General features: G+C 63.7%; 15 protein-coding genes and 5 pseudogenes. 4 read left to right on the top strand and 16 right to left on the bottom strand.

Going from position 1 to position 22,651, the window contains the following annotated elements:
* Positions 1-3: 3 nt before the first annotated feature.
* The 3 genes and pseudogenes from KB879_RS37070 to KB879_RS37060 all read right to left on the bottom strand — a co-directional run bounded on the left by KB879_RS37070 (position 4) and on the right by KB879_RS37060 (position 3,558).
* Positions 4-2,370: an ABC transporter permease gene (locus KB879_RS37070; protein WP_211982855.1), complete on the bottom strand. Its 2,367-nt coding sequence runs from the start codon at positions 2,368-2,370 to the stop codon at positions 4-6.
* Positions 2,364-3,111: pseudogene (locus tag KB879_RS37065) on the bottom strand (ABC transporter ATP-binding protein). Before KB879_RS37065 ends, KB879_RS37070 begins: the two are co-directional and overlap by 7 nt.
* Before the next feature lie 6 nt (positions 3,112-3,117).
* Positions 3,118-3,558 carry a universal stress protein gene (locus tag KB879_RS37060; RefSeq protein ID WP_153955592.1) on the bottom strand — a complete coding sequence of 147 codons (441 nt, stop codon included), beginning with the start codon at positions 3,556-3,558 and terminating at the stop codon, positions 3,118-3,120.
* 71 nt (positions 3,559-3,629) lie between these two features.
* On the opposite strand from KB879_RS37060, the pseudogene KB879_RS40660 reads away from it, so the two are divergent.
* Positions 3,630-3,689: pseudogene (locus KB879_RS40660) on the top strand (PEP/pyruvate-binding domain-containing protein); the annotation flags it as partial.
* A gap of 198 nt (positions 3,690-3,887) precedes the next feature.
* On the opposite strand, the gene KB879_RS37050 reads toward KB879_RS40660, so the two are convergent.
* The 8 genes and pseudogenes from KB879_RS37050 to KB879_RS37010 form a co-directional block, all read right to left on the bottom strand.
* Positions 3,888-5,150, bottom strand: a complete 1,263-nt coding sequence (locus KB879_RS37050; protein WP_211984523.1) for a TolC family protein — start codon at positions 5,148-5,150, stop codon at positions 3,888-3,890.
* Between the two features lie 47 nt (positions 5,151-5,197).
* Positions 5,198-8,335: an efflux RND transporter permease subunit gene (locus KB879_RS37045; protein WP_211982854.1), complete on the bottom strand. Its 3,138-nt coding sequence runs from the start codon at positions 8,333-8,335 to the stop codon at positions 5,198-5,200.
* A complete protein-coding gene (locus KB879_RS37040) occupies positions 8,335-9,408 on the bottom strand; it encodes an efflux RND transporter periplasmic adaptor subunit (protein WP_211982852.1) in 1,074 nt (357 codons plus the stop codon). The genes KB879_RS37045 and KB879_RS37040 overlap by 1 nt, the downstream gene beginning before the upstream one ends.
* A gap of 396 nt (positions 9,409-9,804) precedes the next feature.
* Positions 9,805-11,178: an ATP-binding protein gene (locus KB879_RS37035; protein ID WP_211982850.1), complete on the bottom strand. Its 1,374-nt coding sequence runs from the start codon at positions 11,176-11,178 to the stop codon at positions 9,805-9,807.
* Positions 11,175-11,843, bottom strand: coding sequence for a winged helix-turn-helix domain-containing protein (locus KB879_RS37030; RefSeq protein WP_211982848.1), 669 nt, complete (start codon positions 11,841-11,843; stop codon positions 11,175-11,177). The genes KB879_RS37035 and KB879_RS37030 overlap by 4 nt, the downstream gene beginning before the upstream one ends.
* A 27-nt stretch (positions 11,844-11,870) precedes the next feature.
* Positions 11,871-12,605, bottom strand: a complete 735-nt coding sequence (locus tag KB879_RS37025) for a cytochrome b/b6 domain-containing protein (protein ID WP_211982846.1) — start codon at positions 12,603-12,605, stop codon at positions 11,871-11,873.
* Positions 12,577-12,894: a hypothetical protein gene (locus tag KB879_RS40655; protein WP_371827479.1), complete on the bottom strand. Its 318-nt coding sequence runs from the start codon at positions 12,892-12,894 to the stop codon at positions 12,577-12,579. Before KB879_RS40655 ends, KB879_RS37025 begins: the two co-directional genes overlap by 29 nt.
* Positions 12,895-13,320: 426 nt before the next feature.
* A pseudogene (locus tag KB879_RS37010) lies at positions 13,321-13,608 on the bottom strand (IS4 family transposase); the annotation flags it as partial.
* A 1,109-nt stretch (positions 13,609-14,717) separates the two neighbouring features.
* Between KB879_RS37010 and KB879_RS37005 the strand changes: the two are divergent.
* The 3 genes and pseudogenes from KB879_RS37005 (at position 14,718) to KB879_RS36995 (ending at position 18,151) form a co-directional block, all read left to right on the top strand.
* Positions 14,718-15,881, top strand: coding sequence for a porin (locus KB879_RS37005; RefSeq protein ID WP_211982844.1), 1,164 nt, complete (start codon positions 14,718-14,720; stop codon positions 15,879-15,881).
* 344 nt (positions 15,882-16,225) lie between these two features.
* On the top strand, positions 16,226-17,140 hold the full coding sequence (locus KB879_RS37000) for a hypothetical protein (protein WP_211982843.1): 915 nt from the start codon (positions 16,226-16,228) through the stop codon (positions 17,138-17,140).
* Positions 17,141-17,300: 160 nt separating this feature from the next.
* Positions 17,301-18,151, top strand: a pseudogene (locus KB879_RS36995) (DUF3300 domain-containing protein).
* 202 nt (positions 18,152-18,353) lie between these two features.
* Here the strand turns inward: KB879_RS36995 and KB879_RS40650 are convergent.
* From KB879_RS40650 to KB879_RS36975, 5 genes and pseudogenes are all read right to left on the bottom strand, one after another.
* Positions 18,354-18,625, bottom strand: a pseudogene (locus KB879_RS40650) (hypothetical protein); the annotation flags it as partial.
* A gap of 313 nt (positions 18,626-18,938) precedes the next feature.
* A complete protein-coding gene (locus KB879_RS36990; RefSeq protein WP_211984521.1) occupies positions 18,939-19,496 on the bottom strand; it encodes a GNAT family N-acetyltransferase in 558 nt (185 codons plus the stop codon).
* Between the two features lie 125 nt (positions 19,497-19,621).
* The gene (fabI, locus tag KB879_RS36985) at positions 19,622-20,404 is read right to left on the bottom strand and encodes an enoyl-ACP reductase FabI (protein WP_013959529.1); all 783 of its coding nucleotides are present in this window, start codon (positions 20,402-20,404) and stop codon (positions 19,622-19,624) included.
* A gap of 76 nt (positions 20,405-20,480) precedes the next feature.
* A complete protein-coding gene (locus tag KB879_RS36980) occupies positions 20,481-21,671 on the bottom strand; it encodes an acetate/propionate family kinase (protein WP_013959530.1) in 1,191 nt (396 codons plus the stop codon).
* Positions 21,672-21,675: 4 nt separating this feature from the next.
* Complete coding sequence (locus KB879_RS36975; protein WP_013959531.1) at positions 21,676-22,614, bottom strand: phosphate acetyltransferase; 939 nt, start codon at positions 22,612-22,614, stop codon at positions 21,676-21,678.
* Between the last annotated feature and the right edge of the window lie 37 nt (positions 22,615-22,651).

Below are 22,651 nucleotides of genomic sequence, written 5' to 3'. Positions count from 1 at the left end.
GTGCTACTCCCGCGTCTTCAGCACAGCGACCAAGTCAAGGTGCTGGAGGCGCCGCAAGGCAAGCAGGCCTGCCACGAGCGCGGCGCACGCTGCGGGCACCATGGCGAAGATGAGCGTGGTCCGCTCCAGCACAAGCGGAATCCGGAAGGCATCCCGATCGAACACCGGCACCAGCAGTGCGCAAAGGCCATAGCCTACGGCGATGCCGAACGGCAATGCCGCGGCCGTCAGCAGCGCCTGTTCGCCAATCAGGATGGTTGCGACTTCGCCCAGCGAGAAGCCCAGGACTCGCAGGCTCGCCAGCTCGTTGCCGCGCTCGGAGAGCGCTATGCGGATATTGTTGTAGACCACGCCGGCGACGATGACCGAGGCAAACCCCGCCAGGACCAGGCTCGAAATGACGAAGGTACGATCCAGCGTATTGCCGATGCTTTCCAGCACCGCACTGCGCACGATGACGGAGCTGATCGCCGGCAGGCGCTTCAGCCTCCTGTACAGCGGCTCCGCCATCCGCGTGTCGATGCGCAGATGGACGCCACTGATGGCGGGGCTTTCGCCGAGGTGCCGCGACAAAGCCTGGCGCTCCACATAGGCGCCAAGGCCTAGCAGGTCGTCAACGGTCGCTGTCACCGGCAGGGTGAAAACGTTGCGCCGGCCCTCCAGCAACGCCACCTCGACCCGGTCGCCGACTTGCAGGTGCAAGGCCGCTGCCAGCCTGGCGGAGATGACCACTCCATCCGCGCTGACCTGCTGGCGCCCCATGGTATGGCCGACCACCTCGTGCAGGTCCGAATCGGCGTCAAGGCCCGTGAGTTCCACCCGCTTCGCGCGGTGGCCGTGGCGTAGCCAGACCGGGGCAACCCGAAAGCTTTCAGCTCGCAGGATGCCGGGCAGCTGCACCACGTCGAAGACGGCGGCGGCGGGTTGTGGGTCGGTGAAGATCAGCGTCACGTCGTCGTGCTGTGCCCGGCCGAACTGCAATGCGAGAATCTGGTTCACCCCGTCCAGCCCGAACCTGCCGACCACCATCAACCCGACGGCCAGGGCGATCCCCATCATCGAAAGCGCGGCCTTGCCCGGCCGCCGGGCAAGGTTGCGGAGGATCAGGCGCAACGGGATCGGCATCGCGCGCAGCAGGCCGATGCGATCCAGCAGGCCCGCGCGGAAACCCTCGGGCAGCTCTGGTCGCATGGCTTCGGCGGGCGGCAACCTGGTCGCGCGCCACACCGAGGCGCCGGCCCCAACCGTCGCCGCCGCTGTGCTCGCCAGCACGGCCAGCACCAGCGCGCGCGGGCTGAGCTCGGCCTGCAGTTGCGGAAAGTGGAAGTACTGGCGATACAGAGCCACCATCAGCTGCGCCAAATAGAAGCCTCCCGGTATCCCGGCTGCGATGCCGACCCCGACGGTGACAAGTCCGAACCGCAGGTACTGAAGGGCGACAGTGCGATCTGCATAACCGAACGCCTTGAGCAAGCCGATCTCGGCGCGCTGGACGGTTACGAGTCGGCTCAGCAGCGCGTACAGGAGGAATGAGGACACCGCGAGAAACATCGCCGGCACGTACGTGGCGGTGATGCCGATCTCGGCGATCTCGTCGGTCAGGAACCGATGGGACAGCTGGTCCTCCCTGCCGTAGGCCCCGAGGCTGCCGTAGCGCGCCAGCAGGCGGTCGAGCGGGCCGATGACCTGGCGCGCATCCGCGCCTACGTCGAGCGTTAGCGCCACATCGTTGAACGCGCCCTCCATGCCGAACGCTGATGCAATCGCATCCCGACCCATCCACAGCACGCCGAAGCGGCGGTTATCCGGGAACACCATGCCCGGGCCGACTTCATAGACATATTCGGGGGATATTCCGATGCCGACCACTTCCAACTGCCGTTCGCGCCCGTTAAGGATGGCTGTGACGCGGGAGCCCACCTCCAGACCGTTCGCGGCAGCAAATGCGGCGCTGGCCACGACCTCGCCCTCCCGGGCGGGGCTCGGATAGTTTCCGTACAACAGGAAGAGCGCGTTTGCCACTGGCACGCCGGTGGCCGGCAAGGAAACCAGCCGCAGGGTGGCGGGCTCGCTGAAGCCTGGCACATCGCCGGTCACGTTGCGCACGATCCGCGTCTCGACGCCCCTGACGCCTGACAGGGCACGAATCTGGTCGGCGACACCCCCCGGCGCACGCTTGACATTGGCGAACACATCAGCAAATCGGTGGCTGGCGTAGTAGCGCTCCTGCGCGATCGCCAGTGACTGCCAGGCGCCTTGCATCCCGACCAGGACGGCGATGCCGCAGGCAACCACCAGCGCGGCGGCGATCACCTGCCCGCGCAGCCGCCATAGGTCGCGCCCCAGCATTTTCGTTCGGACGCTTACCATGACAGCTCCGAGGGGCTGGCGCGCGTGGCATGGCGCTCGATGCCGGTGATGCTCCCGCTGCTGATATGAACAACGCGGTCGGCCATCGCCGAGATCGCTGCATTGTGCGTGATGACCACGGTAATAGCGCCCAGCTCGCGGTTCACCCGTTCCAGCACCTCAAGCACCAGCTTTCCCGTGCTGTAGTCGAGCGCGCCGGTTGGCTCGTCGCACAGCAGGATGTCCGGGCGCTTGGCCACAGCGCGCGCGATGGCCACGCGCTGTTGTTCGCCGCCGGAGAGTTGCGCCGGAAAGTGATCCTTGCGCTGCACCAAACCCACCATGCCGAGCGCACGCAGCCAACGGGTGCAGGGCGATCTCTGTGACCAGGGCGACGTTTTCCAGCGCGGTGAGACTGGGGATCAGGTTATAGAACTGGAAGACAAAGCCAATGTGCTCACGCCGGTAGCGAGTCAGGCCCGTGTCATCTGCCTCGGTAAGGTCGTGATCGCGGTACACCACCGTCCCGGTACTGGGCCGGTCCAGGCCGCCGAGGATGTTCAGCAGCGTCGACTTCCCGCTCCCCGAGGCACCCAGCAGCACCACGAATTCGCCACCGAACAGGTCGAGGTCGATGCCAGCCAGCGCGCGGACCTGGATCTCGCCCATGTCGTAGGTCTTACCGACGTTCCGCAGCCGAAACAGCGGCTCGCGGCCGTTCGCGGTGCCGTTGCCACTGCCTGTCGGGATGACGGCGTTCATCCGCGCCTACGCTGGCGTGGCCTTCGGCTTGATCAGCACCACCGGGCACGGCGCATGCGCGATCACGCGGCTCGCAACCGAGCCCATGATGGCGTCCAGGAACGCCCCGCGTCCATGCGTGCCCATGATGATGGCCTCGGCGTCGACCGACTGCGCGTATGCCACGATGCGCTCGGGGGCGAACCCTACCAAGCCGTGCCAGGCCGTTTGCACCCCAGCTGCCTGCAGGATATCAATTACGGATTTCATGACCCTGGCGTTCTCGTCGGCATGCCAGGCCTCGATGTCTTGCTTGTTGATGTAGGACTTGACCTCGCCGGACACATCGGGCACACAGTGCACGACATGCACGCACACGTCCTCCCTGAACAGCTTCCGACTCGCCACGAATTGCGCAGCCGCATCGCTAAAGGCCGTTCCGTCGGTCGCCAGGACAATATTCTGCATCGCACCCTCCGCATTACATGCGAAAACGTCATGGGTATGAATCCCTATTCGGCCTCACGCTTTAACCATTCCGTTCGAGCGCGACCGCCGAGGATTTGCCGGATGCGAGTTTCGCCGGACAACAGGAAACCGGAGATCTCGCGCATATGGCATACCACCGCCTACCCGAAGTTGCCCTTCCATCGGTCGAAATGGACTGTACACCATACGCGGCGGGCGTAATGTAATATCCAGCGCATCAGGAAAGGCTCTCGGAGCCGGCGCAGCACTCTCGGCCGAACAGCACTAGTCCGCCGGCATGGCTGCTAGAACCGGCATCGGCCAACGCTTCAGTCATCAAAGTCCCACAGTTGATGCAGATCCAGTCGTAGCCGACTGTCGGCCTCCAGCGTATCAACCACGACCGCGCGCTCAGCCAGCATGGTGTCGGCCAACGCGCGCCGAATCATCAATAGCTCGCTCAAGCTGGTTTCACCCGCTTTGTAGGCGCGCCCCGTGCGCTCGGCAGCACTGCGCTGTAGTGCAAGCGCCTCGGACAGCGCCTTGGCGGCGGCCCGCTTGCCCTCCAGGCCACCGTATAGCACCTCGAACTCGGCACCGATCCGACGCTCCACCGCCACGCGACGGCGGGCTGCCGCCTCCGCGTCGGCAGCGGCGGCCACTGCCACCGAACGCCGGTGCGCGGAGCCAAGCGGCATGCTGACGCTCACGCCCGCGATCCGCTCCGCACCGCCGCGCTCGATGGTAACGAACACGCCCACTGTCGGGTCAGGCTTGCGCTCCAGATCGCTGCGCCGGGCCTGCCGCTGCGCTTGTGTTTCCTCGGACAGGGCGAGGCGAAATTCATGGCTGTCCTCCACATAGCGATTGCGCAGCGTCCCGGTAGGGTCATCCGGCAAGGGCTGCAGGCGAGCGTCGGCAGGCAGGCCACCGGGTATCCCAAGGTTCGGAAAGCGCGCCCGCAACTCCGCTTGCGCTGCCGCTTCCGCCGCCCGCGCGCTGGCCAGTGCCGCCGCGGTACGGGCACGCTCGGCCAGCAGGAGTTCATGGTCCATGCGCGCCGCGTCGCCCAACTGGACGCGCCGTGCGGTGATGGTTGCCAGTTCGGCGGCAAGCCTGTCATTGCCCTGCGCCGCCAGCTGTACCTGCTGCGCGCGCAGCGCTCCGAACCACAGCGACAGAATCTGCCGCGAGACTTCGTGGCGCGCATCCATCACCGCAAGCTGGCCGGACTGCGCCGTCACGTCCGCCAGCGCGCCATCGGCGTCGGCCTTGCCCCATAGCCGCAACGGCCGTTCCAGCGCCAATTGTCCTTCGGCATACCGCTCGGACGGCTCCCGCACCTGACGGCCCTGCCCGGTCGCGCGCACCACGGCCTCGGCGGTGCCGGCACGGATGCCGGCCGCGCGGGCCAGCACGGCGTCGCGACGAGCCTCGGCCATCTGTACATCCGGCGACTGGCTGACAGCGTCGCGCACGGCGGCTTCGCCGGGCAGGATGCCGGCCTCCTCCGTTATGGCAGCCTGCGCCCTCGCGGCGCCAGTCATTGCGGCGGTTGCAGATATAACGGCGATCGAGGACGCTACGGTCATGGCAGTAGCCGCGACAAGCGTGCGTATCGTGTTTTTCTTCACGCTATTCATTGCGTCTCCCCTTGTTCCATGCGGGCTCGACTTTCCTGGCGCGAACGCGCCACACCGAATCGCTCGAACAGAAGCGGCAACAGCAGCAAGGTCAGTGCGGTCGAGCTAACCAGTCCTCCCGAGACAACGATGGCCAAGGGGCGCTGGATCTCCGAGCCCGGACCGCTTGCCAGCAGCAACGGGATCATGCCCAGCGCGGTGATGCAGGCGGTCATCAAGACTGGCCGCAAGCGATCCCGCACGCCCGTACGCACGGCCTCGGCCACCGGTCGCCCTTCCTCCAGCAAGGTATTGAAATGCGAGACCAGCACCACACCATTGAGCACCGCAATGCCCAGCAACGCGATAAAGCCGACCGAGGCCGGCACTGAGAGGTATTCACCTGCCAGCCGCAGCGCGGCGATACCTCCCACCAGGGCGAAGGGAATGTTCGCGATCACCAGCACCGCCTGGCGGACCGAGCGGAAGGTCAACATAAGCAGCAGGAAGATGGCACCCAGCGCCAGCGGCACCACCAACGCGAGACGCGCGGCCGCACGTTGCTGGTTTTCGAACTGCCCGCCCCAGACTATACGCAAGCCCTTGGTCAGGCTGGCAAGGCCCGCAACCGCAGCTTGCCCCTCCTGCACGAAGCCGGTCAGATCTCGCCCTTCCACGCTGACCTGGATTACCGCGAATCGCTCGCCGTCCTCATGATTGATCCGTACAGGGCCCTCCACGCGCTGCACCTGCGCCAGCGAGGTCAATGGCCACACTTTGCCATCGGGTGCCGTCACTTGCAGGCTCGTGAAGGTTTCAGGCATCTGACGCAGGCTCTCGCCGCCCCGCAGGATCAGCGGGGTGCGCACCGTGCCCTCCGGCACGATACCGATCCGCTCGCCCTCCACTTGCGCGCGCAGCAACGCCTGCAGCGCATCGCCGGAAAGCCCGGCGCGGCCGACAGCGGCGCGGTCCAGCGCAAGCGTGAGATACTGCACGCCCTCGTTGCTGGGCGCTATCACTTCGGCGGCGCCGGGGACTTTGCGCACGCGTGCGGCGATGGCCTGCGCAGCGGTATCGATGGCACCGAGATCAGTGCCGAACACCTTGATCGCCACGTCACCGCGTGTGCCCGTCAACATTTCCGAGACACGCATCTCGATCGGCTGCGTGAAGCCGTACACCACGCCCGGGAAGCGCTCCATGACGCGGCGAATGGCAATGGCGATGTCTTCCTTGCTGCCGCGCCACTGGTCCTTGCCCTTGAGCACGAGGAAGGTGTCGGTTTCGTTCAGCCCCATCGGGTCGAGCCCGAGATCGTCCGAGCCGGAGCGTGCCACGATCGAGCGGATCTCCGGCACCTCTGCCATCAGCGCCTGCTGCACCCTCAGATCCAGGTCCACCGAGGTCCCCAGTGACACCGAGGGCGCCTTCTGCAACTGCACGATCAAGTCGCCTTCATCCATGGTGGGCATGAAGGTCTTGCCCACCGACAGATACAGCGCCACAGCCAAAACCAGAGCCACCCCCGCCGCGGCGAATACCGTGCGACGGTGCCCGGTGCTCCAGTCCTGCAGGCGAGCGAATCCGCTGGCGACCTTGCGCATCACATAAGGCGCCTCGTCGGCATGGGCGCGTAGCAGCAGCGATGCCAGCGCTGGCACCACGGTGAACGCGATCAGCACCGAAGACGCCAGTGCCAGCACGATGGTCAGTGCCACCGGCACGAAGAGCTTGCCCTCCAGGCCCTCTAACGACAATAGCGGCAGGAACACGATAGCGATGATCGAGACCCCGGCCAACATCGGCACAGCCACGCCGGCCACAGCATGGCGGATCACCGCGCCGCGCAGCGACGGATCGCTCTTGTGCCCGTACGAGCGCGCCAGTGCAGACTCAATGCCCTCCACCACTACCACCGACGCGTCCACCAGCATCCCCAGCGCAATCGCCAAGCCGCCGAGGCTCATCAGGTTGGCAGTCAGGCCCACGTAGCGCATCAGCAGAAAGGTCGCCAGCATCGATAGCGGTAATGTGGCTGCCACCACCAGCGCCGCGCGCACGCCGCCGAGGAACAGGTACAGCGTCACAACCACCAGCAGGCTGGCTTCGATCAGCGCGTGCACCACCGTGCTGGCGGCACGCGTAACCAGCTCGCCGCGGTTGTAGAACACATGGGTGGACATGCCCTGGGGCAATTGCGGGTGGAGCGCGTCCAGCCGGGCTTGCACGGCGGTGACTAGCTGGCGGGCATCGGCGCCACGCAGGCCCAATACCAGGCCTTGCACCGCCTCACCGCGACCGTCCTTGCTGACCGCGCCGTTGCGCGTGGCTACGCCGAGCCTGACAGTGGCCACATCACCCACGGTTACTACAGGCATGCCGCTTCCTGAAATGGGTGAAGCAGAGGACGAAGCAACTGCAATCCGCCTCAAGTCTTCCACGCCGCGCACACCGCCTTCCACGCGCACCACCCAGTTCTCGTCGCCCTGCACCACCCGCCCGGCACCGTCATTGCGGTTGTTCGTGTCGAGTGCCTGGCGTAATTGCTCCAGCGTAACCGCTCTGGCACGTAGCCGTGCGGGGTCGGGAATCACCTCAAAGCTGCGCACCTCGCCGCCCAGTGCGTTGACATCCGCCACGCCGGGCACCGTGCGCAGCGCTGGGCGGATCACCCAGTCGAGCACCCGTCGGCGTTCTGCAAGGGAGAATGCATCGCCCTCGACCGTGAACATGAACATCTCGCCCAGCGGCGTGGTGATGGGTGCCATCCCGCCGACGGCGTTGGCCGGCAGGTCGCGCAGCAGGCCGGCGAGCCGCTCGGACACCTGCTGGCGGGCCCAGTAGGTATCCACGCCCTCCTCGAAATCGACCGTCACGTCGCTGATGCCGTACTTGGACACAGAGCGCACGATGGTCTTGCGGGGGATGCCGAGCAACTCTTGCTCGATCGGCGTGGACACGCGTTGCTCGACTTCCTCCGGCGTCATGCCGGGAATCTTCAAGATGACCTTGACCTGAGTCGGTGAGATATCCGGAAACGCATCGATTGGCAGATTCGTGTAAGCCCACGCCCCGGCCGCCGCCAGCACGCAGGCAGCGATCAGCACCAGCGCCCGCTGGCGCAGGGAGAATTCAACTAGGCTGGCCAGCATCACTGAGCCCCCGCCAACATGCCCTTGAGCGCGCCCACGCCGGCAACCGCCACGCGTGTGCCTGCCGGCAGCGCGCCACGGACGGTCGCCCCGGCCTCGTTCACGGCCTCGATCACCACAGCCTGGTAGCGGACGCCAGTCTTGGTTGCCACGAACACACCGGGCATGCCGCGCCAGTATGTCAGTGCGGTGGGGGGTACCCCCACGCGGCCTGCGCCAGTGGCGTCTGGCGTTCCGCGCAAGTGCACGATTGCATTGACGCTTTCGCCAGCCTGCAGGCTGCCGCGCTTGTCCAGCACGGCGCGCACGCGCACGGCTGCAGTGCCGTCGCTAACCGGCACTACGCCGGCCACCTGGCCGGTGGCGCCGCGCTGGCGGACTTCAACGCGCTCGCCGCCAGTCGGGGCTGGCATGTCGCGGCCAACAAGCAAGTCCAGCTCCAGCGCGGTCGGATCGACAACGTGAAACAACGGCGCCGCCCCGTCCACGCGCGTGCCGGGCATGGCATTCACCTCTGCGATCAGGCCCGCCCGGCCTGCGACCAATTGGGGCTCGCCTGAGCCACCGGAGAATACGATGCCCGTAGCAGCCATTTCGGCCTCGCGTGCGCGCACCGTGGCGGCCGCCTCCGTGGCGCGCGCTTGTGTGGCCTGCCAGCGGCTGCCTGAAATAATACCGTCGTCATGCAAGCTGCGGTCCCGCGCCAGCGCCTGCCGTGCCAGGTTTGCTTGCGAGCGCGCCTCGGTCAGCGCACGTCCGGCTTCGAACAGTTGCGGGCTGGCAAAGGTGGCCAGCGGCTGGCCGGCGCGCACCGGCTGGCCGATTGCCACTAGCACGCGCGAGACCATTCCGGGGTACGGCGCGGCCACCACGTACTGCGCATCGGGCTTGAGCACCACGCGTCCGCTGGCGCCGATTTCGAGCTGGGCTGCTGCGCTCACCGGGCTGAATCGCACACCGAGCGACTGGATCTGGGCGGCGGACAGGACCAAGGCTTGCGCGCACGCGAGGCTATGGGCAAACAGTGTCGATGCGACAAGCGTGCCAACGACAAGACTTTTAGGATGAAACATTCCTGACTCCAGTACAGGATGAAAACATTCGACGCGCCTTGACCCAGAGCGCGAGCGCGTACTGCCAGAATGGCTAGCGGGAGATCAGGAAGTAACTGCGTTGCTCCTCACGGCGACATACATTTCCACTCTAAGTGACCATGTATTTTTTTCGATTTGCATTCCGTCTCCCGCGCTAGTTGCGCCAACAAGAGGCCAGCACCTTCGCACTAACGCCTTGAACATTCCCAACTGCTATCGTTGAAGCTACATCGGACGCCGGACCCGCCCTTGATGCAGATCAACCCCCCATGACATGTGCTTGCAGACGCCCACCCCTACGATTTGGCCCCGGACACCGGGTGCGTCCTGTTCATTCCATGCTGGTCACAACGCATAAAGACCAGAGAAGCACTCTCAACCGGTTTGGCGACCGCCCTGGCCACTGACGTGAACTGCGAGTCCGCCCAATGCCGCCGACCGATTGACCTCAATTTCCAACTGGTGAACTGCCGCAATGCGTCGTACGATCGACCAGCCGAGCCCGCTGCCGCTCTCGCCGCTACCAGGAACCCGAAAGAACCGCTCCCCAAGTCTGCGGGAGTCGGTCTCAGCGAGACCGGGTCCGCTGTCTTCAACAAGCAACTCAACTCGCCCGGCGTGCTGCAGCACGCTCACCCTCACCCGCGCAAAGGGCGGACTATATCTCAGCGCGTTGTCGACCAGATTACGAGCCAGGGCGACCAACAGCGCCTCGTTGCCGGGAAGGCTGCAGGGTTCGGTGGCTTCGAACTCTAGACTCTGATTCTTGCCAATCGCCCTCGGTGCCAGTTCGGCCACCACCTGCTGAACCAGTGTCCGCAGGTCGACTTCTGCCAAGGTGGGGGTTGCGTTGGCTTCCAGCCTCGACAAGGTAAGCAACTGCTCCACCAGTCGTGTAGCGCGGTCGCAACCGTCCAACGTGCGCCGAAGCGCGTCTCTTCGCAAAGCATCGTCGGTCTCGCCCAACGCTACCTGCGCTTGCACGCGGATTGCCGCAATCGGTGTACGCAGTTCATGCGCAGCGTCTGCGGTGAAGCGACGTTCCGACTCCAACAGCGTACCAATGCGCTCGAACAGGCCGTTCAGCGCATTCACCATGGGCACCATTTCGGAGGTGATGCCTTCAACCCTTACCGGGTGCAGCGCTTGCGCAGGGCGTTCCGCAAGTGCACGCCCGAGTCGCCGCATCGGTTTGACGCCCTGGTACACCGCCCACCAGACCGCCAGCGCCAGCAATGGCAGCGCCAGGGCCATCGGCCACAACGTACTGTGCAGCACAGCCCAGAGAATTGAAGCCCGCGAACTCGCTTGCTCGCCCACGTAGACCTGTACGTCCCGCTCTCCCCCATGCGTAGCGAAAACGCGCCACGTGAGGCCTGCAATCTGCACCGTCGCAAATCCCGTCTTGAAGCCCTTGTCTCGTTCGACCAGCGCCACCGCCGGCGCGTTAGCAGATCGAAGCGCGAGACGCCCTTCGTGAAAAACCTGAAATGCGACTTTTGGAGCGTATCGGTGGAGGCTGGGCGCGTCGATGCCCTCGCCGTCCCTATCTATCTCATGCATCTCATGCGTTTGCTGCACCACCAGTAACGCAGCGGCCTGAGCCAGGTGGCTATCAAGCAATTCGTCGAGTTCGTGCCGAGCGTCGAACCAGGTCATCGCCGCAGTGGCCAGCCATACAGTTACCACCACGGCGAGGACCAGCGTGACCAGCCGGCCTTGCAGCGAAGTAGGTGGCCCATTATTCATTTTTTGGAATCGCGTGGAAGGATGTAGCCAACGCCGCGCACCGTATGGATCAAAGCAGCCCCAAGCTTTCGGCGCAGATTGTGAATGTGCACTTCGATTGCATTACTTTCCACTTCTCGCCCCCAGCTATACAAATGCTGCTCGAGCTGCTCACGTGAAAGTACCTGGTCGGCATGTAGCATCAGCACATGCAGGAGGTCGAACTCGCGAGCGGACAGCGCGACAGACTCGCCCTCTAGCTGCACGGTTCTGGCGGCCGGATCGAGAACGACGTCTCTTATGCGCAGGCGCTCCTGTGGCTGGCCGTGTGCGCGGCGTATCAGCGCGCGCAACCGCGCGGCTAGTTCATGCAGATCCACCGGCTTGATGACATAGTCGTCAGCCCCAATATTGAGCCCCCGGATACGATCCGGCACTGCGTCGCGCGCGGTCAGCACGAGGACAGGCACGGCGCTGCCGGCCCGCCGGACCTCAATCAGGACATCCATGCCATCTTTCAGCGGCAGACCAAGATCGAGCACTGCAGCCGCGTAGGGATGAGCGCGCAACTCGCGCTCTGCGGCTTCGCCGTCGCGCACCCAGTCCACATGAAAGCCGAGCTGCCGCAGCCCGGCTCTTAGGCCTTCTCCTATCAGCGAGTCGTCTTCGGCAAGCAGGATGCGCATGGTTAATAGTCTCTCATGGGATAGCGCTTAATCGTTATCGTGATCGCCGCCCCTCGCCGGGACCGCGGAGCGCTCGGAGAAGGAGAAGCCAGCGCCGGGCTGAACGCCGTTCCACTGCAGCCACCAGAACGTCAGCACCGTCAGGAGCATCAGGACGGCGACGCTGCGCCAGGCCCTGCGAATGCCGTCATCCGGCCTACCGGGCTTGCGCCCCGTCACCATGGCACCCACCTGGTTTTCGCGATGCAACCAACTGGCAATCAACACGCCGGCGACGTGAACGCCGACAATCCCCAGCATGAAATTGGCTGCCGCTTCGTGAATGTCTTCGACCCAGTGGCCGACCATATCGTTATAGGTTAACCAGCCCGAAGCGGTGACGACGAGCCCTAGCCCCAGCAGCGCTATGATGGCAAGCGCACCGGCCGGGTTATGGCCCGCATAGTGCTCGGGCGCCCCGCACAGCAGTCCTCGGAGATAGGCCTTCACCTGCCTGGGGCCGCGGACGAAGTTTGCGAAGCGGGCATGCCGGGAGCCAAAGAGCCCCCACAGAAGGCGAAAGACCACCAAGCCTGCCATGGTGTAGCCCAGCGTTACATGCACTACCCGCCAGCGCTCACTCTCAGCGGTAAGGTAAGCCCCGGCAAAACTGAGCACCATGAGCCAGTGGAAAACGCGGACTGGAGCGTCCCAGACGAGGATCCTGCGGATTCCCTGCCCAGCTGTGTCGGGATTAACGGCGGATGCGGACGTAGTGCTCATTGAAGTCTCCTTGATCAGCGCGCGCGAGGCATGCGGTACAGTTGGCCGCAGTCTTCACCACCGGGCGAAGCCGGATCGATGAAGGGATCTCATCGTGCTTTCGGATAAACCAGCCAGTATGGGTGATAGGGTCTTCTGGTGGCATTTCGCGAGCGGCCCTGTAGATGCCAGCGTTTTCAGTGAGCCATCCCGCAAGCCCCTTTACTGTTGCAGCCTCAAGCAAGGCATCCGTGCCATAGCGGTGCGGCAGGCTATTCATCAAACGCAGCCAGGAACGAGATGGCAGCATCCCGGGTGGGTAGGGCACGTGGCAGGCCGCGCACTCCTGCTGATGGCAGTACTAAGCAATCCCATCGCAGCGGCGATGGATCGAAGAAAGGCTATGGATCTTGGCGCTAGTATCATGGCAACTCCTTGATTGCCATGATGCCGCCGAATTCTTATGGCTTTCTTAAGCCAGGCCCCTCAACAACCGCTGCGCGTTGCCCCGTCAAGGCCGCCCCCACCTAGACCCTAGACTTGACGTTGATCAAAGCGACGAGGTAGGCCACCGTCTAACCTTCCCGATTTAGCGACCCCCACGCCCGCGCGACAGACAGAAGCAATGAGGCACAGACACTCATGCTCACAACATCGATTTGCCTTGGGCGAGAATCTTGTCGAAAATCTGCTTCGTGACCTGTTCCTTCATGCCGCCGCCGCTTAGCCCATTTCCTTATACAGAACATGACTCATCCCGCAGTGCTTGAATGGTGAGCGCGGCGTCCATGGTTCGCTGCATGCCGATCCAGATCGTCTTAGCGCCAGGCTCGCCATCGCTCTTGCGCCCAAGGAATCCATCCAAGGAAGCGACCAGCCGAATCATCTGATTGAGTGTGACCGGTGTCTTCGGGCGTGCCTTCTTGGCAAGCACGTATGCTCCCCGAATTTCGTCGGCGTCAAAGACCAGGGATGCATCCCGGCCCGGGTAAGTTCTGCCCAATCGCATCAAGCGGGCAATGCGCCTGTCATGGAACTGAGATTCTTCATTGAAAGCGTAAGCCTGCTGCCATTGGTGGTGGTGATGATATGTCCATAGCTCACGGTCGGCATGAACGGAATGTGGGGTGCAACGGCGACCTGCGGATTCCTTGCACCGTCAACGGAGAGATTGAGCTCAATGGCGATCGAATCGATGGCCGCGCCTCCTTGCTGATTTCGTCCCGCAAGGTTCTTTCTAACGTACACAGATCGTCGGCCACTTGCGTCAATGCTGTGAGAATGTCGACCGGCTTGCCGGGCGGAATTGGCGGGTGTTGCATCCGACCACCAGCCATGATGCAAATAGCAAGGACGAAGTCAAACGCATCACTTTTTCTAGTCGCTGGACGATGTACGTCCAATAATTTGTACCGATGTTGCGCTTCGATCTGAGTGGCATCTAATGGACTAGACGAGGACGACGAGCTTATGCAGTCCGTATCATCTTGACTCTGCAGACCCCGAGACGCTCTGCTGGTCAAAGGGCGCCTCGAAAAACTTCCGTCCCATGTCGAACCGGCAGCGTCGATTCCCGGCGACGATGCAACGCCGGAGGTCGCTGACGCCAGCAGCCACGGGGAAGAGTTGCCTCAGGATCCCCAAGCCGACGCAGTTCCCCGTCGAAAACGCTGAACCGGTCGGAGAAGACGTCCGGCCGGCACCGAAATCAAAGCTTACCCCCTGGGTACGGCCTCCGAAGCAGGCCGCAGCAGCTCCGTGAGCACGACTCGTTCCACGCATTCCGGGACGCATCGGTCGTCTTCTGTTCCCCAAAAGCCAAGCACGGCAGCCCTCTTCCCGGATTCGGTTCTCCAGCCGGTGAAGTCGCTGTCGGTCGTCGCGCTCGAAGTCGTTCAGGCGCATGGGGGAAGTTCGAAGGCAGTGGCAGCCGGCTCTTGGCGTCGACTGTCTTAAATAGCCGACACCACTGCGTGTTTCCCGCGGTTTCCGGTCATCGGTTGCTGGCGGGAAACGGGCTTCGCTCCTAAGCTCGAACAGGCTGCCCGGCAGCATGTTGCAAGGTCAGTCATGCAAAGAATGAAGTTGTGGCTGGGCCACCCAAAGCAAAAAAGAGAAAGAGAGGAGAACACCATGTCACTGAAAAGGATGGCCATGGCGACTCTGCTGGGATGGCCGATGGCAACCCTTGCGCAGTCAAGCGTCACGCTGTACGGCGTGATCGACGCCAACTTGGAATATGTCAACCACGCGGGCGTCGTGCCGACGGCCGCCAACGGATTCAACCCGGGACCGGGCAACGATGCCTACCGACTGACTTCCGGCGGACTTTCCGGCTCGCGCTGGGGCCTGCGCGGCAACGAGGACCTGGGCAGCGGCATCAAAGCTATCTTCGTGCTGGAAAGCGGCTTCGGCCTCGATACCGGCCTGTCGCAGCAAAGCGGCCGCCTGTTCGGCCGCCAGGCTTTCGTGGGCGTCCAGAGCGACCGCTTCGGGCAGGTCAGCCTCGGTCGGCAGTACACCTCGATGTTCGAGGCCCTGGCCAACTTCTCTCCAACCGCCTATGCCACGCAGTATGAGCCGGTCGTCATGCAGTCCGGCCCCAACTACCGCGAGGACAACACCATCAAGTACACCGGGAAGTTCGGGGGGCTGACGGCACTCGCGCACTGGTCCTTCGGCGCCGGGGTGGCCCTGCCCGCCTCGGTAGGGTTCCCCATCCCGATCGGCGGCAATGGCGAAGTCCCGGGGCAGTTCCGGCGAGACACCGCCTATGGCGGGGCACTGGTTTACACGTTCGGCCCGTTCGCCGCGACGGCCGGCTATGACCAGTGGAATCCCACAATCGGCACCGGCACCGGCATCATCAAGAAGGCCGTGGTAGGCGCCAGCTATGCGTTCGGCCCCGCCAAGATCATGGGAGGCTACCGCTGGGGCCAGAACAAGAACGCGGCCGATGTCCTGATCCAGCGCGATGACTTCTACTGGATCGGGGCCAACTACCAGGTCACACCGGCACTCGCGCTCACGCTCGAGTACAACTACGACGACCTCAAGAACCTTTACGGCAACACGAGTGTAGCCAACCCGTGGCAGATCTCCTTCGTGGCCGACTACTCACTGTCCAAGCGCACCGATGTCTACCTGACCACGGCCTATGCTAAGAACGCCGGGTTGATGCTCGAGTCGCTCGCGACCTTCTATGCCAACAGCCTGTCGCTAGGTAACAGCTATGTCCTCGGCAACGGGCAGAGCAACATGTTCGGCGTCGCCTTAGGCGTCCGGCACAGGTTCTGAATGCGCGGGGAGACCGGCAAGGCATCATCGAATGGAGGGGACTTCCCCGTCCCGAGGTCGCGGCGCAAGCCGCCAGCTGGTTCGGAAGTGCCATGATGGCGTGTCGAAGCCGCATCACAACCAACGAAGGGGAATTCCCTTCCATCCGACTAGTACAAAGCCTTGATACTTTCAACTCCGATCTTTCGTTGCACAGATCAAGGCCGTCAGCGACAAAAAACGGGCAGCACTGGGAGCCGGCAAGCCCCAAAACTAGCGCACGAAAAGGTTATCGTCGCAACTCTGCGTTGTCATTCTCTCGCCGGCACATGCATTGCGCAATGGATGATTGGGGGAACATAGCCATGGAAACAGCTCAGACCGCAGGTCGGCTCAGCGCAGGCGAAGGCAGGTGTCAACGCTTTGCGACCGGCGCGGCCGGGTATCTAATCACCTTTTTCCTCGCGGCGGCAGCTGGATCGGCGCAGGCTGCACCACCCGATCTGCCTGGTCCGACCGATAGCGATAGCTGGCAATTTGCCATTGCGCCATACCTTTGGCTGCCCAACGTCAGTGGAGACTTTCGCTTTTCCGGATCGTCATCGACCGGCGGCGGCAATCTCGACATCGGCACGGGGCCGGACAGCTATCTCCAGAACCTACAGTTCCTGCTGATGCTGCAGGCTGAGGCCAGAAAGGGCAACTGGTCGATCTTCGGGGATGCGATCTACCTCGACTTCAATCGCCAGGACACCACACTCAAATCGGTGACGGCGGGCAATGGCGCCCGCATCATCGTGCCCCGCGACGTAGCGACCGATGTGGGCAGCAGCATGACTGGGGGGATGCTCCAGCTTGCCGCAGGCTACAAGGCGTTACGCGCGCCATGGGGCAATATTGAGCCGTTCGGAGGCCTGCGCTATCTGAACCTGAGTGCGAGCGCGCATTGGACGCTATCCGCAACGTTCACGCAGCAGGGCGCGACGCTGGCGCAGCAAGGCAGTGTCTCGCAAACGGAAAACCTCGTGGACGCGATCTTCGGTGTGCGCGGTCGCTTCAACCTGAGCAGCAATGGCAGGTGGTACGTGCCGTATTACGTCGACGTCGGGATCGGGTCTTCCAGCTACACGCTGCAAGCGTCCGCCGGGGCGGCGTATGCGGCAAAGTGGGGCGATATCCACTTATCCTACCGCTACCTGACCTATGAAGTGAAGGGAGGCGAGCTGATACAACGGCTCACCTTTAAGGGTCCCATGCTCGGAGCGGTGTTTCGGTTTTGATCCGCTCTTGCCCCCATCGTCACGCCCAGGCTGCGAATGACATAGGCCGCCCGCTTCGCCTCGGCGACATCGGCGACATCGGCAACATCGACATCCTGATCAAAAATGCCGCGGTAACCGGATCGCGCTCTATCCCGATCCGCTGCTGTCACAGGTCCAGATGGCCTCCACCTACCCGCTGGAAGTCGCCCTCGCCGCGCGCTGGAGCAAGGCCCATCCGAACCTCAAGGGTGACGACGCAGTCAAGGCGGTACAGAACGAGTCCTGGGACGTCAGCGTAAAGTCGCTAGTGGCGTTTCCGCAGATCCTTGCGCCAACGGGCGACAAGCTGGACTGGACCCAGAAACTGGGGGATGCATTCCTGGCCCAGCAGAAGGAGGTGTTCAATGCCGTGCAACGCCTGCGTGTGCGCGCCCAGCAAGCCAGTCACCTCAAGTTGGGGCCGCAGCAGACCGTGACCGTGGAAACAGCAACCTCCGGCGAAGCCGCGCAGCAGACCATCGTGGGCATCGAGCCGGCGGATCCCCAGGTGATCTATGTGCCGGTGTATGACCCGGCGATCGTCTACGGCGGCTGGGGCTATGCGGGCTACCCGTACTACTACTACTGGCCGCCCTACGCGCCCTACTACCCCGGCGATGCCTTCGTCGGAGGCATCGCATGGGGCATCGGCCTGGGCGGGGCCATTGCCTACGCCAGCAAGTTCGAGGGAGGCCGCTGGCAGCACGACGCGCGGCACCGCCAGGGTGTTGCCTATCGCGACAATGCAACACGGGAGAGATACGGCAGGAGCACGGCCGATGCGGCGGGCCGCAACAACTTTCGCGGGCGCGATGCTACGGGGGCCGGGACCCTGGCTTCCAGGGCGTGGGCAGTGGCGGCAGCGCCGTGCAGCGTGACGTCAATTGCGGAAGCGCGAGCCTGCGTTCAGGCTCCGGCCGCGCTGGCGGCTTCGGCGGTGGCTTCGGCGGTGGCTTTGGCGGCGGACGAGGTGGCGGTGGAAGACGTTAGGGAACCATGCCCGTTTGGAGTGGTGTCGGTCGCGTTCCTCTGGTCGGCGGGTGGGCGGCCCGGCCCTGTTTGCATTCAAGGGACACGCTTCTATGCCGGTGATTACGAGAACGCGCAGGACGCGGACATCATCGTGATCACCGCTGGCGTCGGTGTGAAGCCGGGGCAGACTCTGCAATGATGCCATCCACTGCGGGATCGCCAGTGCAATCGCGTGAATTCCAAGCGATCGTCCACGACTGGGCCCCGCCCTGATCACGACGGTCGTGCTGATCACCCTGCTGCTGCCTGTGCCAGAGGGCAACCAGATTAGCGGACTGTCGAAGGCGGTCAGCGCATCGGCGACCGCCCCCTTGGACGAGATCGAGGTCACCTGCGACAACGAGCCATCGTTCTGACAACAATCGTTGCGAACGAGAGGACCACGATGGCCATCATCGCCATAACCCCGATCGGCATGACCTTCAGGATGACGTGGTGGCCATCCTGATCTCCCGCGGCGTGAAGAAGACGATGGGAACCTGATGGCGCGTCGGTTTTGTGATGTGCGTGGTGGACCTGCTGATCTTCGCCGTGATCGGGAGTGTTTGGTGGAAGGTACTTGGCTTCTGGTGAACATGCAGCCGAACGACGCCCGATGAACCGCTCGTGATCATGCCAATTCGACGCTCTGGCCCGACTGCTTGGCGCCCGCTATGTCACCGCCCCGGATAAGCCGCCGGACGCGTGGCACAGATTTTTGCTGGATCAGGTCAAAATGGAGGACATTGCAGCAAGACGCCTGCACCTAGCATTTACGCTCCCTGTCTTGCAGCGCAAGGGTCACCACGCGTAGCGTGGCGTCGTCTGGACATGCTAAGTCGGAAAATCCAAAACGTTTGGCCAGTCGCCGCATGCCGGTATTCGACGATAAGACATATCCTTCCATGCATCGAAAGCCGCGGCTCCGAGCGATGTCGATCAGAGTGCCCAGCAGTCGGCGGGCCAAGCCAAGCCTATGCCAGTCATCGTCTACCGTTACCGCAAACTCGCAGGTATCGCTGCCCGGTGCGGCGGCGTAGCGCGCACCACCCACAATAGACGACACCTTGTTTTCCGTGGCAATTGCCACCAGTGCGAACTCGCGCTCAACCGAGGGATGCGTCGCTTGTTCGAGCATCGCCTCCGGCAACTGCTGCATGGCAGCCATGAATCTCGCGTAACGCGCATCTGCCGAAAGCTTGTTGAACGCCGCCAACAGGCCGGCCTTGTCATCTCCGGTAATCTCGCGCACTAGCACTTCTCGTTCATTGCACAGGGATACATTGAACGGCACAAAGTTTGTCGCTTCAGACTTGTCTTGCATGGCAACGTTGTTGTAAGGAAAGAAAGCGAGTTCGTTGAATCGATGGCGGCCGCCTAAGGCAGGCGTCACAGGCATCGAACGCCGCCTTTTTGCCTCCCGCCAAGTCAACGGGGTACTTGCTGGCGTCATGCCATGATATTGACGCCGCCATCCACATACAGCGTTTCGCCCGATAGCCGCCTGGCGTAGGTCGTAGCCAGGAAGGCGCAGGTGTACCCGACATCCATGATGTCGACCAACTCGCCAAGTGGAGCGCGTTCCACGGCGTCAGCGAGCATCAGATCGAAGCCCTTTAGTCCGGATGCAGCGCGCGTCTGCAGTGGCCCTGGCGAGATCGCATGCACGCGGATGCCGCGCGGGCCCAACTCGTACGCGAGGTAGCGTGACACGGCTTCCAGGGCGGCCTTCACCGGACCCATGACGTTGTAGTTCGGCACCACCTTGTTGGCGCCGTGGTAGCTCATGGTGAACATGGTGCCACCATCGCTCATCAGGGGCGCCGCCAGCCGCGCCATGCGTACGAAGGAGTGGCAGGACACATCCATGGCCTTGGCAAAGCCTTCGGCCGAACAATTGAGCAGGCCTCCCTGCAAAGCGTCTTTCGGCGCCCAGGCGATCGAATGCACCAGAATGTCGAGTCTTCCCCACTGCTCGCTGATTCGCCCAAACAACTCGTCCATTTCCGCTGGGTTCGTGACATCCAGGGGCAGAAAGATGGAAGCGTCAAGCTCCTGCGCCACCGGTTCGACAAACTGGCGCGCCTTTTCGCTGGCATAGGTAATCGCGACCTCTGCTCCCAGTTCGCGGAAGGCTTTGGCGCACCCATAAGCAATAGAGTGTTCGTTCGCGATCCCGCAGATGAGTGCGCGGGCGTTGTTGAGGATCGGTTGTTGCGGCGCTGCAGTCATGGCACTCTCTCCCGGATTCATTTTTGCCAGTGAGCCGTCAAGACCAAGCCGCTGCCTTGATGGGCTATAACGGCGGTTATCGTGTAGGCATTGCAAGGGCGTCCCTGGTATGTCTGGCAATCATCAGTTCCTCGTTGGTCGGGATGACCCAAACAGGAATACGGCTCGAGGCCAAGCTGATACGCGGTCCGTCGCTGGCATTGGCGGCGGGATCCACGCTCACGCCAAGCCATGCCGCCAGCTCGCATACACGCTCGCGGATCGGCGCGGCATGCTCGCCGACGCCTGCAGTGAAGACCAGCGCATCCAGCCCCTGCGCGGCGGCAGCCAGCGAGCCAAGCTCGCGGGCGACGCGGTAGGTGTACAACTCGATAGCAAAGCGGGCTTGCGGATCGTCGCTCGCAAGCAGCGCGCGCATATCGCTCGACACGCCAGAGACGCCGAGCAGGCCCGACTTGCGGTAGATCAGGTCCTCGATGGCCCGAGCATCCATGCCGAGTTCGCTCATCAAGTACAGAATCACGCCCGGATCGAGGCTGCCGCAGCGCGTTCCCATCGGCAGGCCATCCACCGCGGTAAAGCCCATGGTGCTGGCGACGCTGCGCCCCGCCACCAGCGCGCACATGCTGCTGCCGTTACCGAGGTGGGCCACGACCGTGCGTCCTGCTGCTGCGCCGGCATCGACGCTCGGAAGGACCCCCGCGATGTACTCGTACGACAGCCCGTGGAACCCGTAGCGCCTGACGCCTCGCGCCGTGATCGCCGCGGGCAATGCGAATGCCTGTGCCACCTCGAGCTGCGCCCGGTGGAAGGCGGTATCGAAGCAGGCGACCTGCGGCAACTCAGGGCGCCGTTCGGCAAGGATGCGGATCGGTTTGATGTTGTGGGGCTGGTGCAGAGGCGCGAGCGGGCAAAGCGTGTCCAGTTCTGCCAGCAGTGCCTCCGTCACCCTTGCCGGCTGGGTGAAGCGTACTCCCCCGTGCACAACCCGGTGCCCCACTGCGCTCAGCGTATGCCCTTCCCCATGGCCGCGCAGGAAGTCCGCCAGGAAGGCGATGGCCCCCTCGTGGCCGAGATCGGTGCCGGCGTCCCACCGCTTGGTCTCGATCTCGGCCCCCGACGCATCAGTCGCGCGGAATGCCGGCGCCGTGTAGAGCCCGTCGATGCTGCCGCGCAAGACAAGTCTTAGTGCATCGTCATGGGTGTCGTACGCACAGTACTTGATGCTCGACGAACCCGCATTCAGGACCAGAATCAGTGCGGCCATGGCATCACCCCGCAACCTGGCCGGACTCGCGGCGTGCCCTGGCCACCAGCACGGCCACCGCGCACGACGCCAGCCGGGTCGTGACGGAGTCGGCGCGGCTGGTCAGGATGATCGGCACCCGCGCGCCCAGCACGATGCCCGCGGCGTCGGCGCCGGCCAGGAAGGTCAGGCTCTTGGCGAGCATATTGCCGGCCTCCAGGTCCGGCACCAGCAAGACATTGGCACGCCCCGCCACGGGCGAGTCGATCTTCTTGATCCGCGCCGCATCCAGGTTGATCGCATTGTCCAGGGCAAGCGGCCCGTCGACCACCGCGCCGGTGATCTGGTGGCGGTCGACCATCTTGCACAGCGCGGCGGCATCGATCGTCGATGGCACCTTTGGGTTGACCGTCTCCATCGCCGACAGGATCGCCACGCGCACCTCCTCGACCCGTAATGCGTGGGCCAGGTCGATCGCGTTCTGCAGGATGTCAGCCTTCTCGGCCAGCGTCGGGGCAATATTGACGGCGGCGTCGGTGATGATCAGGGCGTCCTCGTGCCCTGGCACGTCCATCACGAAGCAGTGACTGACGCGCCGGGCGGTGCGCAAGCCGCTGTCGCCCTTGACCACGGCTCCCATCAGCTCGTCGGTATGCAAGCTGCCCTTCATCAAGGCCTCGGCCTTGCCTTCGCGCACTAGCTGCACGGCGGCCGCCGCTGCCGCATGGCTATGATCGGCATCGACGATCGGGTATTCGCGGATGTCGAGACCGGCTGCGCGCGCAGCGTCCTCGATGCGCGAGCGTGGCCCGACCAGGATTGGCGCGATCAGGCCCAGCCGTGCAGCCTCCACCGCGCCTTCGAGCGAAGACTGATCGCACGGATGCACCACCGCGGTAGGCGTGGGCGGCATCGTCTTGCAGTAATCGATCAGACGTTGGTATTTCTCATGCTTGGCGTTCACGGCTCGCTCCTGCATCAGGGTCATTGGTATCGGTCGC

The sequence above is a fragment of the Cupriavidus sp. KK10 genome (assembly GCF_018223725.1).
GTDB lineage: Bacteria > Pseudomonadota > Gammaproteobacteria > Burkholderiales > Burkholderiaceae > Cupriavidus > Cupriavidus necator.
The sequence above is the reverse complement of the archived record's forward strand: the minus strand, read 5'-3'. Positions and strand labels throughout refer to the sequence as shown.

What these genes read in the sequence shown, in the direction of transcription:
- KB879_RS37070 (WP_211982855.1), bottom strand. Translation starts at nt 2,370, where the DNA reads ATGGTAAGCGTCCGAACGAAAATGCTGGGGCGCGACCTATGGCGGCTG.
- KB879_RS37060 (WP_153955592.1), bottom strand. Translation starts at nt 3,558, where the DNA reads ATGCAGAATATTGTCCTGGCGACCGACGGAACGGCCTTTAGCGATGCG.
- KB879_RS37050 (WP_211984523.1), bottom strand. Translation starts at nt 5,150, where the DNA reads ATGACCGTAGCGTCCTCGATCGCCGTTATATCTGCAACCGCCGCAATG.
- KB879_RS37045 (WP_211982854.1), bottom strand. Translation starts at nt 8,335, where the DNA reads ATGCTGGCCAGCCTAGTTGAATTCTCCCTGCGCCAGCGGGCGCTGGTG.
- KB879_RS37040 (WP_211982852.1), bottom strand. Translation starts at nt 9,408, where the DNA reads ATGTTTCATCCTAAAAGTCTTGTCGTTGGCACGCTTGTCGCATCGACA.
- KB879_RS37035 (WP_211982850.1), bottom strand. Translation starts at nt 11,178, where the DNA reads ATGAATAATGGGCCACCTACTTCGCTGCAAGGCCGGCTGGTCACGCTG.
- KB879_RS37030 (WP_211982848.1), bottom strand. Translation starts at nt 11,843, where the DNA reads ATGCGCATCCTGCTTGCCGAAGACGACTCGCTGATAGGAGAAGGCCTA.
- KB879_RS37025 (WP_211982846.1), bottom strand. Translation starts at nt 12,605, where the DNA reads ATGAGCACTACGTCCGCATCCGCCGTTAATCCCGACACAGCTGGGCAG.
- KB879_RS40655 (WP_371827479.1), bottom strand. Translation starts at nt 12,894, where the DNA reads ATGCTGCCATCTCGTTCCTGGCTGCGTTTGATGAATAGCCTGCCGCAC.
- KB879_RS37005 (WP_211982844.1), top strand. Translation starts at nt 14,718, where the DNA reads ATGTCACTGAAAAGGATGGCCATGGCGACTCTGCTGGGATGGCCGATG.
- KB879_RS37000 (WP_211982843.1), top strand. Translation starts at nt 16,226, where the DNA reads ATGGAAACAGCTCAGACCGCAGGTCGGCTCAGCGCAGGCGAAGGCAGG.
- KB879_RS36990 (WP_211984521.1), bottom strand. Translation starts at nt 19,496, where the DNA reads ATGCAAGACAAGTCTGAAGCGACAAACTTTGTGCCGTTCAATGTATCC.
- fabI (WP_013959529.1), bottom strand. Translation starts at nt 20,404, where the DNA reads ATGACTGCAGCGCCGCAACAACCGATCCTCAACAACGCCCGCGCACTC.
- KB879_RS36980 (WP_013959530.1), bottom strand. Translation starts at nt 21,671, where the DNA reads ATGGCCGCACTGATTCTGGTCCTGAATGCGGGTTCGTCGAGCATCAAG.